This window comes from Nonomuraea sp. NPDC004186, assembly GCF_053603495.1.
In genome coordinates this window covers 19,370-36,970 of the sequence record NZ_JBSGFQ010000093.1, presented here as the reverse complement: position 1 = coordinate 36,970, position 17,601 = coordinate 19,370, and the positions used below count along the sequence as shown (strand labels likewise).

The window sequence follows — 17,601 nt, the reverse complement described above, 5'->3', positions numbered from 1 at the left end:
TACGTTTTTACCGCTCGGCGAGGACGATCACCGAGTCGCCTTTGTTCAGGACGATGGGCTCGGACTTGTCGGGGTTGAGGACGATGCCGTAGTGCGGCGGGTCGTTGCGCGCCAGGGCGTTGCGGTAGCCGATGGCGGTCTCGCCCCTGCGCCTGGCCGACTCCACGACCGTGGAGAAGTGCACGCGCGTCCCCGTCTTGACGTAGGAGCCGGCGGGCCTGGGGTAGATCTCCGAGCCGCGCGAGTCGAACAGGTAGCCGAACACGTCCGCCAGGTGCCGGTTCTCGGCGAGCTGGGCGAGCAGCAGGCCGATGACGGTGTCGCTGATCACGATGTCGTCGGCCTCGGTGACCTCGGCCAGGGCCCGGTTGTTCTCGTCGTGCATCTCGCTGACGATCGAGTAGTGCTCGCCGAGCGTGCTCTGCATGTCGCGGAGCTGGAGCAGCGTCATGAGCGTGCGGGTGTCGGCGTGGTGGGCGGCGAAGCGGTCGTCGGAGAGCACGATGACGTGCTGGAAGAGGCCGACGCCGAGCGACTCCAGCGCGTACCTGTCGGTGGTGTCGCAGTCCTTGACGTTCACGGTGAGGTGGCGCAGGCCCGCCAGGCCGGTGCCGGCCTTGGGGTGGTCTGCGGCGATCTCCAGCACCGAGCCGGGGGCCACGTAGCCGTCGAGGTAGCGGACGATCTGCTCGGCCCGGCCGTTCCAGTTGAGCAGGAGCGTGCGCTCGGGCTCGGTGGGCGGCGCCTCCGCCTCGACGACGGCGGACTCGTCCATGGACGGCTTGCCGGCGGCCAGGCGGATGTGGGAGTCGTCGTGGGCGATGACGATGACCTCGTCGTCGGCCTTGATGACGGTGTCCATGGGCGGGTTCAGCACGACGCCGGTCGGCCGGCGCAGGCCGATGACGGAGGCGGTCTGGTACGCGTGCAGCGCATCGCCGTACGTGATCCCGATGAGCTTCTTGGGCGTGCGCAGGTAGATCTCGCCGCCGTCGAAGTTCAGCAGGTCCATGCAGACGACGGACATGCCCGACTGGCGCGAGGACTGCACGATGAGCCGGGAGGCGGTGTCGTCGGAGTCGACGAGGTGCACGTCCTCGCCGCCGGCCAGGCGGGCGGCGGCGATGTTGCGGCTGGAGGTGAGCCCGGCGACCACCGGCGGGTGGACGCCGCGGCGCTTGGCCAGCGCGAGCAGGATCTTGATGACGTGCGCGTCCGGGTCCTCGCCCTCGGGCGAGAGCACGACGATGGAACGGGCGGTGGCCAGGTTCATCATCGCGAGGTCGCGCGGCTCCGTGGGCCGCCCGGTGCGGCAGACCAGCCGGGTCCTGCCGAGGTCCCCGACGGCCTCGCGGATGTCGTCCTCCATGGCCAGCTTGTCGCGTTCGGCCAGGACGGCGATGACCGAGCCCTTCTGGCTGGCGTGCGCCTTGACCAGCTCGGCCACGATCGTGAACACCTGGTCCGACCAGCCGAGCACCACCGTGTGGCCGGACTCGACGATCCGCGAGCGTCCCCTGCGCAGGCGGTCCACCTTCTGCTTGAGCCCGTTGGACAGCAGGCCGACGAGCATGCTGACGATGAACAGGCCGCCGATCGACCCGGCGAACATCACGGCCATGTACGCGGTCGAGCCCTTGTCACTGGCGAGCTTGCCCGGGTTCAGCGCGTGCATGAGCGCGATCCAGAGCACATGTCCGGGGCCGTTCACGCCGTCGGGCTCGTTCGGCGCCAGCCAGAGCGTGAGCCCGGCCACGACCACGATCAGCCCCACCGAGACCACGGCCAGCCAGCCGATCAACGAGGCGGTTCCCCTGGACATGGTGTTGTCGAACCAGTAACGCGCCCTTTCACGGAACGTCGCCTTCGACACTTCCCCGATACCTCCGCTTAAGGTGTGATTTGCCCAACGCTCCAAGGTACCGGTGGATCTTCACAAGCGCATGGCGACCGGTAACGTATCGGCCATGGCGAGCCCCCTGCTACCGGACGACCCGCCGTCCCTGGGCGGGTACATCCTGTCCGGCCGGCTCGGGGAGGGCGGGCAGGGCGTGGTCTATCTCGCCCACACCGCCGCCGGCGAACCGGTCGCGGTCAAGCTGCTGAGCACCGGCGACCAGCAGACGCGGGCCAGGCTGGCGCGCGAGCTGGACGCGCTGGAGGGCATCGCCTCCTTCTGCACCGCGCGGGTCCTCGACGTCTCGGCCGACGGGCCCCGGCCGTTCGTGGTGAGCGAGTTCGTGGACGGCCCCTCGCTGGCCGACCGGGTGCGCGAGCGCGGCCCGCTGCGCGGCGGCGACCTCGAACGCCTGGCGGTCGGCACGGCCACCGCCCTGGCCGCCATCCACGCGGCCGGGATCGTGCACCGCGACTTCAAGCCGGCCAACGTGCTGCTCGGGCCCGACGGGCCCAGGGTGGTGGACTTCGGCATCGCCCGGGCCGAGGGGGCGGCCACGATGACCTCCGGCCTGATCGGCACCCCCGCCTACCTGGCCCCCGAGCAGATCAGCGGCTCGCCCGCCTCCCCCGCCTCCGACGTGTTCGCGTGGGCCTCGTCGATGCTGTTCGCGGCCACGGGGTCGAGCCCGTTCGGCGCGGACACCGTGCCCGCCGTGCTGCACCGGGTGCTCCACGCGGAGCCGGACCTGTCGCCGCTGCCGCCGCGCCTGCGCGGGGTGATCGCGTCCTGCCTGGCCAAGGAGCCGTCGCGGCGGCCCACGGCCCAGCACCTGATGATGTCCCTGGTCAACCCCAACGCCCCGCAGGGCCCTCCGGCGGCCCCTCTCCCGCGTGACGCCGCCGTACCCGAGGGACTTCGCACGGGGCCTGGCCCCCAGGCCGCGATCACCACCCAGGGGACGGGGCGCCCCCGCTCGCGGGGCGTGCTCATCGGCGGGCTGGCGGGCCTGGTCGCCCTCGCCGCGACCGTCGTCACGATCCTCTCCGTGAACAGCACCCCGACCCCGCTCGCGGACCAGGACGACAGCTCCCCCTCGGCCACCCCGCCGGCCACCCCGCCCTCGACCCCACCGGCCACCCCGACGGCGTCCGCGGGCAGCGCGACGCCCACCGCCTCCGGCGGGAAGCTCAAGATCCCCGCCGCCTACGCGGGGACGTGGACGGGCCGGACGGAGAGCACCAACCCCATGGACACCGACGGGGCCGAGAACACCGTGGTGCTGAAGCCGGGCGCGACCACCGCGCAGTGGAGCGAGAAGGACGCCGGCGCGAGCTGCCGCGGCATGATCATCCTGACCCAGGTGGAGGCGGCGCGGCTGACGTTCTCGCTGGAAGCGATGGAGGGCGGCTGCATCCCGGGCACCGTCTGGCTCGCCAGGCAGGGCGACGCCCTCTCCTACACCTGGCGGGACGAGCCCGGCCCCGGCATCGTCACCCAGACCGGCACTCTGAACAAGAGCTAACCGATACCACGAATTTTCCGCAAAACCCTTCGACATGTGACGGCTGGACGCTGGATCATTAACGTTATGTCTGTGATGAGGGAGGTGCCGTTCCCCAGCCGGGAGTCTTCAGAGCTCCCCATGAACATCTGGATCGACGATGCCGACTCCGCGATCGACGTCATCGACGCCTTGGCGCTGTCGCCGTTCGCGACGGGTGCGCAACCGTGGTCCCGCCTTGCCAATCTGGAGCGCGTGCGCCCTGACGCCCCGCTGAGCCCGGCCGACGGCCGCCTGCTGCGCACGGCGCGGGTCGAGGACGGCTCGGAGTCGCGGCTCATCGCCGGCGAGGGCTGGACCCTGCGCGTCGTGCGTCACCGCAACCGCACGGCCACCGTCAGCGTCACGGCCGTGGACGAGGATCTGGCCAAGAGCGTGCTCGCGCAGAGCATCGAGGGCGCCGAAGAGGCCATGCCGGAGGTGGACCACGTCGAGATGGGCTTCTGGTGGCGCGGCATGCACGGCGGCACCCGCTCGGAGAAGCCGATCACCGCCCAGCCCTGGGACGAGATCAACAAGAACTACTCGGCCAAGGTCCGCCCCGCCCTCGACCGGCTGATGTCGATCACCCCCGCCGACGTCAACGGCCGCCTGATCCTGCTGCACGGCGAGCCGGGCACCGGCAAGACCACGCTGCTGCGCACGCTGGCCAAGCAGTGGCACGACTGGTGCCAGGTGGACTGCGTGCTCGACCCCGAGCGGCTGTTCAACGAGCCGGGCTACCTGATGGAGGTGGCCGTCGGCTACGACTCCGACGAGGACACGCAGCGCTGGCGGCTGCTCGTCCTGGAGGACTGCGACGAGCTGATCAGCTCGGGCGCCAAGGCCCAGGCGGGCCAGGGGCTCTCGCGCCTGCTCAACCTGACCGACGGCCTGCTCGGCCAGGGGCGGGACGTCCTGGTGGCGATCACCACCAACGAGGACCTCGCCCGTCTCCACCCGGCCGTCGTCCGCCCCGGCCGCTGCCTGGCGCAGGTCGAGGTCGGGCCGCTGACCAAGGACGAGGCCGTCACCTGGCTGGGCTCCGCCAACGGGGTGAGCGCGTCGGGCGCGACGCTGGCCCAGCTGTACGCCCTGCGCACGGGCCGCGAGTTCACCCCGCAGCCGGGCGACGAGTCCACGGGCCTCTACCTCTGACCGGTGACCGGCGCGCCGGCCAGAGGCGGTCACGTGGCGGTCACGTCAGGTAGGTGTGCAGGCGGCGGGCCTCGCGGACGAAGTTGTTCGACGCCCGCCGCTCGGCGATCTCCGCCACGCAGGGCACCGGCCCCCGCGCTCCGGCCCACCGGGCGGCGCGCAGCGCGAACGCGAGCACCTGCGTGTGCCGGGTGTGCGGCCGTTCCTCCGGCCCCGGCAGGAACACCGGCAGGAACCCGGTCATGATCCGCCACACCTCCCACTGCGCTCCTTGCTCGGCCGCGCTCTCCAGGGTCTCGAGGACCGGGCCGGGCTTGAACCACGTCCTGCGCAGCAGGAGTCCGAGCTGCCGGCCGATCCCTTCGGCGTCCTCGTCGCCGCGCGCCGCCAGGTCCACCACCAGGCGCGCCCGCACCACGGGCAGCTTCGACCAGGACGGGTCGGCCAGGAAGAACGCCACCACGAGCGCCATCCCCTCGCCCCACGGACCGTCGGCCAGCGCGAGGGCGTACGCCTCGGGCGGCCTCGCCCCCTCCACCGGCCACCCGTACATCAGGTGCGGGACGAAGTGCTGCGCGACCACCTCCCGGTGGGACGGCAGCACGTACGGCCACCACGGCAGCAGCCCGCCCTGCCCTGCCCGCCGCCGGCCGGGCTCGGTGAACAGCTCGTCGACCAGCGGCAGCCCGGTCGGCGCCACCCGGATCCTGGGCTCCAGATCGGGGGTCCGGGTGTCGGCCGGATCCCGGTCGTCGCGGTATTCGCCGTCGGGGTCCAGCCGCCCGGAGGCGAGCCAGCCGACCTCCGTGACCGGCTCGGGGCGGCCGCCGTCCATCCACCGGGCCGCCGCCCGCCCCGCCTCCGAGGTGAGCAGCCGCGCCCGCGCCACCACCTCGGGCGCCACCTCGCGCGGCAGCCGCAGCAGCGCCTGCTGCAGGTCCGCCGGCAGGGCCTCGGCACCGCGTCGCTCGTAGCCCGCCAGCCGCGCCACGAGCTCCCCGGCGTCCACGTGCCCGGTGCCCTCGGTGGGCTCGGCCAGCAGGTACGGAGGAAGGACGCCGTCCTGGAGCGCCGAGTGGACCTCGGCCCACCGCCGCAGCAGGAACAGGTGCGGCGCCGACACCGCACCGCCCAGGGGGCCGCCCCGGGGCAGCCCGTCAGCCGCGGAGCCGCCCGTCAGGATCAGCCGGGCGATCTCCTCGCACCATTGCCAGACGTCCAGCCACGGCCGTTCGTGCGAGCGGGCGCCCAGCCGCCACTCCGACAGCCTCGCCACGAGCCCGTCCCGGTCGTCGTGGAGCAGCCGCACGACGCCCGCCAGCCACAGCTCGGCGGACTCCCATCCGCCCCCGCACGGTCCCAGCTCCACGGGCGCGGTCACCGGCCCGGGGAACGCCTCGGCGAAGCGCGGCGCGGGCAGCGGGGCTGGTGTGAAGGGCTCCGGCGGCTCCTCGGCGGCCTCCCCGCCGAACACCGCCACGAGGGTCTCCCCGAGCTGGTGCGGCAGCAGCCCGAAGGAGTCACGCAGGGCCTGCGCCCCCACCGGCGTGAACCGTTTGGCGTGCTTGACCGCGATCCGCACCGCCCGCCCCTGCACGTCGGCGGACTCGCAGGCGAACGCCGACCCCAGCGCGGGCGCCAGCTCGTCGAGGTCGCCCGGCCAGGCGCGGGCGACGGCGTCGAGCCAGGTCAGCCCGGCCGTCACCAGCTTGCGCTCCGCCCTGAACAGCAGCGCCCGCACCGCCTCCGACACGTCCGCGCGGTCCAGGTGGTCGAGCCCGCGCAGGTGGCGCAGCGCCACCTCCGCGACGGGCCCCGGCGCGGCGGGCAGCAGCCGCAGGTAGTCGGCGGCGTGCTTGCTCACCTCGTCGGGGGTCGGCTGGAGCAGCTCGTGCAGGCGGACGAAGAAGCGCAGGTCGGCGGCCTCACCACCGCGCAGGAACCGCCGTACGCACCCGTCGAGCAGCAGGTCGCGGCGGCCCTGACCGGCCAGCCTCTTGAGCGCGGCCAGCCAGGTGCCGCGCGTCAGCGGCTCCGCGCGCTCGCCCCGCAGCACCGCGCCCACGCCCTCCGCCTCGAAGAGCCGGGGAAGGAGGTGGTCGAGCAGCGGGTCCTCGCGGACGGGCGGCCGGCGTACCCAGGCCACCACGAGGGGGTCGTGCTCGGGCGGGACCACGCCGGTGCGGCACAGCATGGCCAGGACGAGCGCGTCCATCTCGTCCGAGCGGCGGCGCCGGCGGGGCGCCGGGCGCAGCCGCAGCGCGGCGCGGGTGGCGAAGTCCTCCTGCCACGCGGCCGGGCGGGCGGACAGGACGCGTTCGAGGATCGCGGCGGTGGCGCCACTCGCCTCCCCGCGGTCCTGGAACTCGCGGCGGTTGAGCCAGGCCACGACGGCCGCCGCGCCGCCGATGGTGGCCGCGCCCGCGACCCGCAGGGAGTCGGCCCAGTTCTCCTCGCGCTCGAGCGGCCAGGGCGGGTTCCAGGGGGTGTTCCACTCCCAGCGCTCGTACTCGTGGACGGTGCGGCCGGCGCGCTCGGCCCGGCGCACGTGCTCGCGCCAGGCGGCCTCGCTCTCGCGCTCCCGCCTGGCGACGCGCTCCAACTCCCGGCCATAGGCCCGCTCCTCGGCCACGGCGACGTGGGCGGGAAGCAGGGCGGCCACCTCACGGCGTTCGCGCTCGCCCAGGGCGAGGACGCGTTCGGCGACCCACTGCGGGTCCCCGGTGTCGATGGCCGCCACCACCGTCTCCCATGCGGTCACGGAGCGACCTCTACGGCGACGCGGGCGGCGATCCTGGCCGCCAGCACGTGCTTGCACGGCCCCCGCGAGCCCTGGTGGTCGAACCACCACGGGCACGTGCACTCGCCGTCGGCGATCCGCACCCGCCGCACCCCGCCGTCGGTGGTCACCTCGGCCGTCTCCCCGAGCAGCCGTACGGCGCCGGAGTCCACCAGCGCGCGGGCGGCCGTCAGCCGGGGGTTGAGCTCCGCCACCTGGTCCCTGTCGTAGGGCAGCTCGCGGTGGAAGTGGGCCGCCTCGTGCAGGTCGTAGCCGACGCGCCCGGCCGTGCCGAGCTGGGTGAGCGCGGCGCGTACGCGTTCGATCGGAAGCCCGGAACGGTCGGCGAGCAGCCCCAGCTCGACCGTGGGCTCGAAGTTGAGCAGCATGCCCACCACGTCGGCGTCGTCCGCGGCCTCGTCGGTGGCCAGGTCGGACAGCACCGCCCCCTCGCCGGAGAACCCGCGCCACGGCTCGGGCGAGACGGCCAGCGTGTAACGCATGCCGGGCAGCTCCAGCTCCCAGGCACTGGCCGTGGACGAGCCGTCGGCGGGCCCGTACACCCTCAGTGCCTTGGCGAACCTGAGCAGCGGCAGCAGCGTGGCCACCCGCCCGGCGCCCGACAGGCAGACCGCGCCGGTTTTCGGGCCGCGCGCAGGCCCTGAGGCCACGCGCAGGTCGCGGCCCGAGGGGACGGCCCAGACGGTGGAGCGGGCGCCCTTCGGCAGGGAGCGCAGGAAGCGCACGGCGTGCGGCCCGGCCAGCTCGGCCCGCAGGTCCCAGCCGGACGCGATCACCTGCACCTCCGCGAACCCGCGCAGCCACCGCGACGGCAGCGGCACCTTCTTCTCCACGACCGCGCCGTCGAGCGTGGTGACCGTCAGCTCGTCGGGGCCGACGCCCAGGTGGAGCGGATCCCTGCCGCCCACCCTGGCCAGGGACTCGCGCAGCGGGCCGTTGACGTCGACGTTGGTGGTGCCCCGGTCGAGCACGTCGCCGTCGAGCTCCAGCACGTCGAGCCGGGCATAGACGCCGCCGCACGCCGAGAACGACTCGAACCGCAGCCGCCCGCCGTCACACGTCACCACCGGGTCGCGGGTCCAGCCCGGCCTGGGCTGGTGGTAGCGGGCGAGCGCCACGTCCGCCACCGCGAGCAGCCCGGCCGCGGCCGGAGCCGCGTGGGTGAGCAGCCCGCTGAAGAAGCGCGGGTGCGTCTGCGGCCCCGATAACGCCGTGCCACCGGAGGTCGAGAGACCGAGCCTGCCGTCGGTGAGCGTGGAGGGGCCCGCGTACGAATATGCCTGTACCGCCTGAGTCATGTCCCGAACCATAGAGATCACCACCGACACAAACGGGGCTGGTACGTAAACCATCCGATGTGTGACACGGGGTGCGAAACCACAATATGGCTGATGCTCACCGTCGACCTGGCCCGCGTCGCCTTCACCCGCTTCGCCGTGCCCGCGGGTTCGCCGCAGGCGGGCTCGTGGGCGAGCGCGGAGCAGCGGATCGGCTTTGCGGCGACCCAGCTCATCCCCTCGTGGACCGCGCGCACCCCGCCGGGCTCGTGGATCGAGGTGACGCTCCGGGCCAGGACCGAGCGGGGCGATCTCACCAAGTGGTACGTCATGGGCCGCTGGTCGGAACACGGCACCCCCCGCACCTCGGTGCCCGGTCAGGGCGACGAGGACGGGGACGTGGCGGTGGACACCTTCGTGGCCCGGCGGCCGGTCGTGGCGTACCAGGTGCGGGTCGCGGCGCACGGCGGGGACGCGCGGGTGACCGGGCTGGGCGTGATGGCCTCGGCCGTGCCGCGCCGCCCGGTCGAGCCGAGCCCCTTCGGCGCCGCGGGCGCGGTGGAGCTGGCGGTGCCCGCGTACTCCCAGCACGCGCACGCCGGGCACCACCCGCAGTGGGACGGCGGGGGTGTCAACTGGTGCGGCCCGACCTCGGTGGCCATGGTGCTGGGCCATTGGGGCCGCGGTCCCGGGCCGGCCGAGCTGGCCTGGGTGGGGGGCGGCGACCCGGCCCCGTCCGTGGATCACGCGGCCATGGGCACGTACGACGAGAGCTACCAGGGCACCGGCAACTGGCCGTTCAACGTGGCGTACGCGGGGCGCTACGGCCTGGCCGGGTTCGTGACGCGGCTGCGGTCGGCGGTGGAGCTGGAGGCGTTCGTGCGGGCGGGCGTCCCGGTGATCACGTCGCAGTCGTTCAAGGCGGCCGAGCTGCCCGGCTCCTGCTACTCCACCAGCGGGCACATCCTGGTCGTCACCGGTTTCACCGTCGAGGGCGACATCGTCGTCAACGATCCCGCGGCTCCCGATGACGCCTCGGTTCGAAGGGTCTATCCGCGGGCAGCGTTCGAGAACGTATGGCTCAGGAGCTCGGGCAGCGGGGGCATCGCGTACATCCTTCACCCGCCTGACCATCCACTTCCTCCATGTACGAATGGCAATTGGTGACTTGATGAGCATTCGACCGATCGACGTGGCCCGTACCGACGGCGGCCCGCAGTGGGTGGAGGCGGTGGCCACGCCCTCCGGCGTCGAGGTCTGGTGGGACGAGCCACGCCCGGCCGAGGGCGGGCGCCGCTGCGTCGTGCGCCGCCTCCCTGACGGCAGCCGCGTGGACGCCCTGCCGCCGGGCTGGAACGCGCGCAACCGGGTGATCGAGTACGGCGGGCGCTCCTGGCGCCCGCTCCCGGGCGGCGGCCTGGTCTTCACGAACTGGGCCGACCAGCGCCTCTACCGCCTCGAGGGATCGGATCCGGTGGCGATCACCCCCGAGGGCCCGTACCGCTACGCGGACCTCTACCTCCCGCCCGGCCTGGACGAGGTGTGGGCGGTCCGGGAGACGGACGGCGTGCGGGATCTGGTGGCGGTGCCCCTGGACGGCGGCCCGGTCACGGTGATCGTGAAAGCCCAGCACTTCCTGATGAACCCCCGCCTGTCCCCCGACGGCCGCCACGTCGCCTGGATCGGCTGGGACCACCCGAACATGCCCTGGGACGGCACCGAGCTGTGCGTGGCCCCGCTGGGCGAGGACGGCACGGCGGGCGCGTACCGGGTGGTCGCCGGCGGCCCCGAGGAGTCGGTGGCCCAGGCCGAGTGGCGCGACGACGGCAGCCTGTACGCCGTGACCGACCCCACCGGCTGGTGGAACGTCCACCTCGTCCCCCTCGACGGCTCCCCCGCCACGAACCTCACCCCGGTCGAGCAGGAGTTCGGCGCCGCCGCGTGGAAGCCGGGCATGACGTACCTGGACATCGCGGACACGGGCGAGCTCGCGGTCGTGTACGGCACCCCGGACCTGCGCCGCCTGGGCGTGCTGAACCCGAAGACCGGCGACATCAGGGACATCGGCGGCACGGCCACCTACTGGTCCTCGACCGTGTCGGTCGCGGGCGGCAAGGTGGCGGCCGTGGGCGCGACCCCGTACACGCCGCTGGAGGTCACCCTCGTCGACCTCGCGGACGGCACCCACGAGGTCGTGTCGCCGCGCAAGCTGCTGCCGGACCGCGACCTGCTGCCCACGCCCGAGGCCGTGACCATCGAGGGCGTGCACGCGCACCTCTACCCGCCGACCGGCGGCCGGAGCGGCCCGAACCCGTACGTGATCTTCGTGCACGGCGGCCCGACCGGCAACCTCCCGGTCGTGCTCGACCTGGAGATCGCGTACTTCACCAGCAGAGGGCTCGGCGTGGCCGTGGTCAACTACGGCGGATCGACCGGGTACGGCCGCGCCTACCGCGAGCGGCTGCGCCACGAGTGGGGCGTGGTGGACGTGCAGGACTGCGCCAGGGTGGCGCGCGGCCTGGTCGAGATGGGCCGGGCCGACGCCGCGAAGATCGCCATCCGCGGCGGCAGCGCCGGAGGCTGGACGACGGTGGCGGCGCTCGTGCACAGCGACGTGTTCGCGGGCGGGGTCGCGCACTACGCGATCACCGACCCGGAGAGCTGGGCGGCCGAGACGCACGACTTCGAGTCCCGCTACCTGGACGGACTGGTGGGCCCGCTGCCCGAGACCCGCGACCGCTACACCGAGCGCTCGCCGCTCCTGAGCGCCTACCGCGCCTCGGGCCCGTGCCTCATGCTGCACGGCCTGGAGGACGCGATCGTGGACGTGAGCCAGGCCGAGCGATTCACCGCCGAACTGGACAAACATGGCAAAGAGTGGGCCTTGCTCACCTACCCCGGCGAGCAGCACGGCTGGCGCAGGGAGGAGACTATCGTCTCGGTGCTGGAGGCCGAGCTGGCCTTCTACGGGTTGATCTTCGGCATGGAGACTCCCGAGGTGCCGCCTTTGACACTGAAGGGGAGAGCGTGAAGAGCGTTGCCGAGATCTGCTCGGATCTGATCAGGTTCGACACCACCAACCCGGGCTCCGGTGAGCGGCCGGCGGCCGAATACGTCGCCACGCTGCTGGCCGACGCGGGGATCGAGCCGGTGGTGTTCGAGTCGGCTCCGAAGCGGACCACCGTCGTGGCCAGGATCGACGGCGACTCCCCCGACGCGTTGCTGATCCACGGCCACCTGGACGTGGTGCCCGCCGACCCGGCCGAGTGGCAGATGGACCCGTTCTCGGGGGAGATCGTGGACGGCTGCGTGTACGGGCGCGGCGCGGTCGACATGAAGGGGTCGTGCTCGATGACCCTCGCGACCGTGCTCGACCTGGCCGCTCGCGGCGTGCGCCCGAAGCGTGACCTGGTGCTGGCGTTCCTGGCGGATGAGGAGGCGACCGGCGACTACGGCTCGCGGCACGCCGTCACCGAGCACCGGGAGCTGTTCGACGGCGTCACGGAGGCGATCAGCGAGTCCGGCGGCTTCAGCGTGGCCTCCGGCGAGCACCGGGTGTACCCGATCGCCGTCGGCGAGCGCGGCACCGCCTGGATGAAGCTCACCGCGCACGGCGTGGCCGGGCACGGCTCCCGCCCGCCGGTGGACAACCCGGTCGCCACGCTGGTGCACGCCCTGTCGCGGGTGGCCTCCCACCAGTGGCCCGTACGCCTGACGCCGCCGGTGGCCGCCCTCATCCAGAGCCTGTCGGAGATCATCGGCCGGCCGATCGACCTCGACCGCCTCGACGAGGAGGCCGCCCGGCTCGGGCCGCTGGGCGGCCTGTTCAAGAGCCAGATCCGCAACTCGGCGAACCCGACGATGCTCGACGCCGGCTACAAGGTGAACGTGGTGCCCTCCACGGCGGAGGCGCACGTGGACGGGCGTTACCTGCCGGGGTCGCAGGAGGAGTTCCTGGAGACGATCGACGCGCTGCTCGGGCCGAAGATCACCCGGGAGTTCGTCAACCTGGAGGACGCGCCCGACGCGCCGTACCCGTCGGCGTTCTTCGACACGCTGGCGGGCGCGCTGGTGGCCGAGGACCCGCTCGCCCGGCCGGTGCCGTACGTGATGGCCGGCGGCACGGACGCCAAGTCCTTCGCCCGGATCGGCATCAAGGGGTACGGCTTCGCGCCCCTCATGCTCCGGCCGGACCTGGACTACTTCGGGATGTTCCACGGCAAGGACGAGCGGGTGCCGGTGGAGGGGCTCGAATTCGGCACCCGGGTCCTCACCCGTCTCCTCGCCTAGCCCCTGGGCGGGCCGAACCACGTGGTGAGCGCGTCGGCGACCCCGTCGCGCCCGCCCGCCCACGCGACATAGCCGTCGGGCCGCACCAGCAGCACCTCCGCATCCCCGTCGCCGGGCCCATCTCCGGGCATGGTCGAAGCGTGCGCCACCCGCACGCGGTCGCGGTGACCCGCCACGGCGGCGTCGAGCCCGCCGTCGCCGGGCGCCCCCTCTCCGTCCCCGCTCTCTCCGTCCGCGCCCTCGCCGGTCGCGTCTGAGAGGACCAGCACGAGGCCGCGCCCATCCCGCAGCAGCTCGGCGACCGTCCGAGCCTTCGCGGGAGTCGGCTCCGGGACCGCCTCCAGGCGTGCGAAGGGGACTGCCTCCAGGCGCGGTGCGAACCGCCCGACGAGGGGGTGCGCCGAGCCGGGCGCGTAGTCCGTCTCCGTCCCGTCGGCCATCCCCGTGAAGTGCCGCTTGGCGTCCGGCAGCTCGATCACCTCCGCCAGCACCTCCCGCAACGCCTCCACCTGCGGCCCCGGCCGCATCAGCGCCACCTGGGCCCGGGTGTTGCGCAGCACCCTGGCCGCCACCGGGTGCCGTTCGGCGGTGTAGGTGTCCAGCAGCGCCTCGGGCGCGAGCCCCCGGGCCACCAGGGCCAGCTTCCACCCGAGGTTGACCGCGTCCTGCAGCCCCAGGTTGAGCCCCTGGCCGCCGATCGGCGAGTGCACGTGCGCCGCGTCCCCCGCCAGCAGCACCCGCCCCTGGCGGTACGTCCCCGCGTGCCGGGTGTTGTCGCTGTAGCGGATGCCGGTCTCCAGCCGCTTGACCACCACGTCGTGCCCCGTCACCCGCCGCAGGCTGTCCTCCAGCTCCTCGGCCGTCATCGGCGCGTCCCGGTCACCGGGCCCGCCGTCGAACTCGATGGTGGCGATCTCCCCCGGCACCAGCGACAGGTTCACCAGGCCGCCGGGGTGGCGCAGGGACGACGTCACGGCCTCGGCGGAGGCGAGTTCGGCCACGGCGGTCCGCCCCGTCATGGTCGCCGGCGTCCCCTCGAACGCGAACCCCGACCGCTTGCGCACCAGGCTCCGCCCGCCGTCGCACCCCACGAGGTACGCGGCCCGTACCGACCGCCCGTCGGCGAGCGTGGCGACGGCGGCGGACTCGTCCTGCGCGACGTCGCTCACCGCGCACCCCTGCCAGATCCGCACCCCCATGCCGGCGGCCCGCTCGGCCAGGACGGCCTCCAGCCGGTCCTGTTTGAGCATGAGGTATTCGGCGTCTCCGGCCTCGCTCAGCAGCGGCAGCCCGCCGAAGTGCCCCCTGATCAGGCCCTCCTGGAGCAGCTCCACCATCATGGCGACCAGGTCGGCCCCGGCGGGCTCGCGGCGCGCGGCCAGCTCGTCGAGCATCGCCCACTGCTCCCCCGCCACCGGCTCGACCAGGTCGCGCAGGGCCAGCGACTGCACGGTGCGCGCGTTGAGCGAGCGCAGGCCGAGGCTGCGCGTCCGGCGCTCCTCGCCCGTGGCCGCCTCCAGGACCAGCGGGTCGGCCCCACCCAGCTTGAGCTCGCATGCCAGCAGCAGCCCGACCGGCCCGCCGCCGACGATGATCACGTCGGTCATCTCCGCTCCTCTACTTACGCAGTAAGCTTACGTAGTAAGTAGAACACATACACCGTAAGCTTTGTCAATCCGGGAAAGGAGCACCGAATGGCACGACGGGAGCCGCTGAACAGAGAGAGGGTCCTGGACGCGGCCCTGGAACTGGCCGACAAGGAGGGCCTGGAGGGCCTGACCATGCGGCGGCTGGCCAAGGCGCTCGGCGTCGAGGCGATGTCCCTCTACAACCACGTCTCGAACAAGGCCGACATCCTCGACGGCGTGGCCGAGCGGGTGTTCGAGCAGGTCGAGCGGCCGGATCCGGCGCTGCCGTGGCAGGAGCAGGTGCGCGAGGTGGCGCTGAGCATGTACCGGGTGTTCAGCCGCCATCCGGCGGTGCCGCTCGCGCTGGTCACCGACCAGTCCAACCCGACCTCCGTACGGGCGCTGGAGCCGCTGGACGCGCTGGTGGGGGCGCTGTTCCAGGCGGGGTTCGACGACCTGGGCGCGTGGCGGGCGCTGACCGCCGTGAACAGCCTGGTGTTCGGGTCGCTGGTGCTGTCGACGGGCGGGTTCACCGGCGATCCCGGCGTGCACGCGGGCGAGCAGGGGGTCAGCGCGTACGTACGCGAGATGGATCCGGCACGGCTGCCGCATTTCAGCAGGCTGCTCCGGAGCACCCGGGAGGGCGTGGACCCCCTGGCGGACTTCGAGCAGGCCCTGAACATGCTGATCCACGGCCTGGCGGCCGAGGTCCCCAAGTAGTGGAACAAAGCGTTCCGTTCTGCTATGCTGAAAGCACCACGAAAGGGGGCTCACCAATGAGCGACACCACTGTCAGCGGCTGGGACATCCTCGACGGCTCGCACGAGGCGCTGCGCCGGGTCGTCGGCGCCGTGCCGGCCGGGGCCTGGCAGCTGCCGACGCCCTGCGCGGCCTGGAACGTCACCCAGGTCCTCCAGCACGCGGCCGGCGACCAGATCGGCTTCGCCGCCGCGCTGACCGGCGAACCCGGCCCCACGTTCAACCCGTTCGAGCCGTCGGGCGCGCCGGAGACGGACCCGACGGCCTTCACCGAGGACGCGCTGGTCCGCTCGGCCCGGGCATGGGCGGGCGTCGACCGGAGCGCCGTCGAGGTGCCGACGCCGGTGCCGCCGCACAAGATGTCGCCGTGGTCCGGCTCGACGGCGTGCGCGCTGGACGCCGCCGTGCACGCCTGGGACATCGCCGTCGCGACCGGCCAGGCCTCACCGCTCACGCCGGACCTGGCCAGGCCCCTGCTGAAGGTGGCCATGGAGATCGTCGAGCCGCTGCGCGCCTGGGGCGCGTACGCCCCGGCGCTGGACGCGGAGCCGGGCGACGACGACGTGGCGGCGCTCCTGCGCTACCTCGGCCGCGACCCGCGCTGGACCCCCTCCTCCTGACCGCGGCGGATCAGGAGAACTTCGACTTCGGGCGCTCCTGGAGCTCGCCGTCCACGTAGATGTCGAGCTTCTCGTTGTAGAACGCGATCAGCCCGGCGACCTTCGCGCTCTCCGGCAGCGGCGTGCGGTACGACCAGGCCAGGTCCTTCTGGCCGTTGACCGTCCAGTATTCCGCCGTGCCCTTGTAGGGGCAGTGGGTGGCGGTGTCGGTGTGTTCCAGCAGGTCGAGCCGTACGTCCGTCTTCGGCAGGTAGTAGCGGGCGGGCAGGCCCGTCTCGAAGAGGATGCGCGGGCCGCGGGAGTCGGCCACGGTCACGCCGTCCACCTCGACCCGCACGTGGCGCGAGCTCGCCAGGATGTCCACCCGCGTGTACGGGTCGCGCGGGTGGAAGTAGACCTCCTCGTCCTCCTCGAACCAGGCGTCCATGGCGTCCCACTCGAAGCGGACGTGGCCGCGGATCTGCTCCAGCGGCGAGTCGGGATAGACGAGCGCGGCGTCGGCCGCCTCCGCCGTGCCCGAGGTGACGGTGTGGACCAGGCCGTCTCCCCTGCTCGGGGAGTGCTTGGTCGCGCCGGTGGCCTTGAGCGCGGACTCGTCCACGTCGGCCGCCGGGAAATAGTAGGTGGGGTAGTACGGGACCTCCCACACCAGGAGGGCGGAGGTGGAGTCGGCCACCACCCGGCCGCCGAGATAGGTCCTCACACGCTTGGCCGTGGGCTCGACGCGTACCCGGCCGCGGTTCGTGACATCCATGTCACCGCCAACCCCGGACGCGGCACCGCTATTCCGGTCCTGCGTGCGGGCGGCCGGGGCTCAGCTCAGTCCGAACGCGGCCAGCGTCGCCCACGTCGCGGCCGTGCCGACCACCGCTCCGACGATGACCTGGGGCCAGGTGTGGTGCGTGAGGCGTACGCGCGCCCAGCACACCAGCGCGACCACGGCGGCTCCGGCGATCGCGGCCGGCCAGGCGGGCAGGACGTGCGCGAACACGACGACCGTGCCCGCCGAGACGGCGGCGTGGAAGGAGATCTTCCAGCGCAGCGTCACCGGCACGGTGACGGCCAGCGCGACCAGCATCGCGGTCACGGTGGCGACGAGCAGGGTCGGGGCGCCCATCACCACCAGCAGCGCCAGCGCGACCAGCACGGCCGCCACGGCGGCGAGCAGGGGGCCGGTACGGCGGGCGCGGTCCACGATGTGGTGGGAGTCGAGGCGGCCCGTGCGCACGCCGGCCGCGATCACCGCCGCCGGCACGCCGCCGCAGATCGCCGAGGCCACCAGACCCCATGCCGCGCCGCTCCATCCCTGGGCCAGCAGGCCGACGACGGGCGGCATGGCGATCACCAGCACTTGGGGTGCCAGCAGGTTCGTCACGCGCTTCGCCACGAGGTCGGCTGTCATGTCACGAAAGAGTACGCGATCATGCCCGACCACCCCACCCACCCCTTCCACCCCACCCGCAGCACCTTCGAGGGCCGGTGGCGTGACGGATCCGTCGCCCCTCAGGCGCGGCATTGCCGCAGGCGCGACGCCGTCCCGGCACGGCTCCCCCGGGGCGCGGCACCGTCATGGGCGCGGCACCGTCCCGGCACGCGGGTCGCATCCGGACGCGGCCCGTGAAGGACGGT

The 17,601-nt window shown here is 73.2% G+C and carries 13 protein-coding genes; 7 read left to right on the top strand and 6 right to left on the bottom strand.

Annotation, left to right across the window (positions count from 1 at the left end; genetic code table 11):
- Window positions 1-7: 7 nt before the first annotated feature.
- Window positions 8-1,873, bottom strand: coding sequence for a CASTOR/POLLUX-related putative ion channel (locus ACWEPL_RS48235; protein WP_363964067.1), 1,866 nt, complete (start codon window positions 1,871-1,873; stop codon window positions 8-10).
- Window positions 1,874-1,967: 94 nt separating this feature from the next.
- Between ACWEPL_RS48235 and ACWEPL_RS48230 the strand changes: the two genes are divergently transcribed.
- Together ACWEPL_RS48230 and ACWEPL_RS48225 are read left to right on the top strand one after the other, a co-directional pair.
- On the top strand, window positions 1,968-3,422 hold the full coding sequence (locus ACWEPL_RS48230; RefSeq protein ID WP_452440232.1) for a serine/threonine-protein kinase: 1,455 nt from the start codon (window positions 1,968-1,970) through the stop codon (window positions 3,420-3,422).
- A gap of 66 nt (window positions 3,423-3,488) precedes the next feature.
- On the top strand, window positions 3,489-4,598 hold the full coding sequence (locus ACWEPL_RS48225) for a DUF5925 domain-containing protein (RefSeq protein ID WP_452440231.1): 1,110 nt from the start codon (window positions 3,489-3,491) through the stop codon (window positions 4,596-4,598).
- Between the two features lie 40 nt (window positions 4,599-4,638).
- On the opposite strand, the gene ACWEPL_RS48220 is transcribed toward ACWEPL_RS48225, so the two are convergent.
- On the bottom strand, window positions 4,639-7,359 hold the full coding sequence (locus ACWEPL_RS48220) for a hypothetical protein (RefSeq protein WP_452440230.1): 2,721 nt from the start codon (window positions 7,357-7,359) through the stop codon (window positions 4,639-4,641).
- Entirely contained in the window at window positions 7,356-8,696 is a 1,341-nt protein-coding gene (locus ACWEPL_RS48215; RefSeq protein WP_452440229.1) for an SWIM zinc finger family protein, read from the bottom strand. Before ACWEPL_RS48215 ends, ACWEPL_RS48220 begins: the two co-directional genes overlap by 4 nt.
- A 93-nt stretch (window positions 8,697-8,789) precedes the next feature.
- Between ACWEPL_RS48215 and ACWEPL_RS48210 the strand changes: the two genes are divergently transcribed.
- The 3 genes from ACWEPL_RS48210 to ACWEPL_RS48200 are packed head-to-tail and all read left to right on the top strand — an operon-like array spanning window position 8,790 to window position 12,965.
- Complete coding sequence (locus ACWEPL_RS48210; RefSeq protein WP_363964057.1) at window positions 8,790-9,842, top strand: C39 family peptidase; 1,053 nt, start codon at window positions 8,790-8,792, stop codon at window positions 9,840-9,842.
- Window positions 9,843-9,846: 4 nt separating this feature from the next.
- Window positions 9,847-11,706: a prolyl oligopeptidase family serine peptidase gene (locus ACWEPL_RS48205; protein ID WP_452440228.1), complete on the top strand. Its 1,860-nt coding sequence runs from the start codon at window positions 9,847-9,849 to the stop codon at window positions 11,704-11,706.
- Window positions 11,703-12,965 carry a M20/M25/M40 family metallo-hydrolase gene (locus ACWEPL_RS48200; RefSeq protein ID WP_363964053.1) on the top strand — a complete coding sequence of 421 codons (1,263 nt, stop codon included), beginning with the start codon at window positions 11,703-11,705 and terminating at the stop codon, window positions 12,963-12,965. The genes ACWEPL_RS48205 and ACWEPL_RS48200 overlap by 4 nt, the downstream gene beginning before the upstream one ends.
- Here ACWEPL_RS48200 and ACWEPL_RS48195 read toward each other — a convergent pair.
- Window positions 12,962-14,572 carry an FAD-dependent monooxygenase gene (locus ACWEPL_RS48195; protein ID WP_452440227.1) on the bottom strand — a complete coding sequence of 537 codons (1,611 nt, stop codon included), beginning with the start codon at window positions 14,570-14,572 and terminating at the stop codon, window positions 12,962-12,964. The two genes, ACWEPL_RS48200 and ACWEPL_RS48195, sit on opposite strands and share 4 nt — an antisense overlap.
- Window positions 14,573-14,659: 87 nt before the next feature.
- Between ACWEPL_RS48195 and ACWEPL_RS48190 the strand changes: the two genes are divergently transcribed.
- Together ACWEPL_RS48190 and ACWEPL_RS48185 are read left to right on the top strand one after the other, a co-directional pair.
- Window positions 14,660-15,313 carry a TetR/AcrR family transcriptional regulator C-terminal domain-containing protein gene (locus tag ACWEPL_RS48190; RefSeq protein ID WP_355192086.1) on the top strand — a complete coding sequence of 218 codons (654 nt, stop codon included), beginning with the start codon at window positions 14,660-14,662 and terminating at the stop codon, window positions 15,311-15,313.
- 56 nt (window positions 15,314-15,369) lie between these two features.
- Window positions 15,370-15,972 (top strand): TIGR03086 family metal-binding protein, encoded by a 603-nt coding sequence (locus ACWEPL_RS48185; protein WP_452440226.1) that lies wholly within the window; start codon window positions 15,370-15,372, stop codon window positions 15,970-15,972.
- Between the two features lie 10 nt (window positions 15,973-15,982).
- Here the strand turns inward: ACWEPL_RS48185 and ACWEPL_RS48180 are convergent, their stop codons facing one another.
- Both ACWEPL_RS48180 and ACWEPL_RS48175 read right to left on the bottom strand, forming a co-directional pair.
- Window positions 15,983-16,726: a DUF427 domain-containing protein gene (locus ACWEPL_RS48180; protein WP_363964046.1), complete on the bottom strand. Its 744-nt coding sequence runs from the start codon at window positions 16,724-16,726 to the stop codon at window positions 15,983-15,985.
- Between the two features lie 60 nt (window positions 16,727-16,786).
- A complete protein-coding gene (locus ACWEPL_RS48175; RefSeq protein WP_363964044.1) occupies window positions 16,787-17,374 on the bottom strand; it encodes a hypothetical protein in 588 nt (195 codons plus the stop codon).
- Window positions 17,375-17,601: the final 227 nt, after the last annotated feature.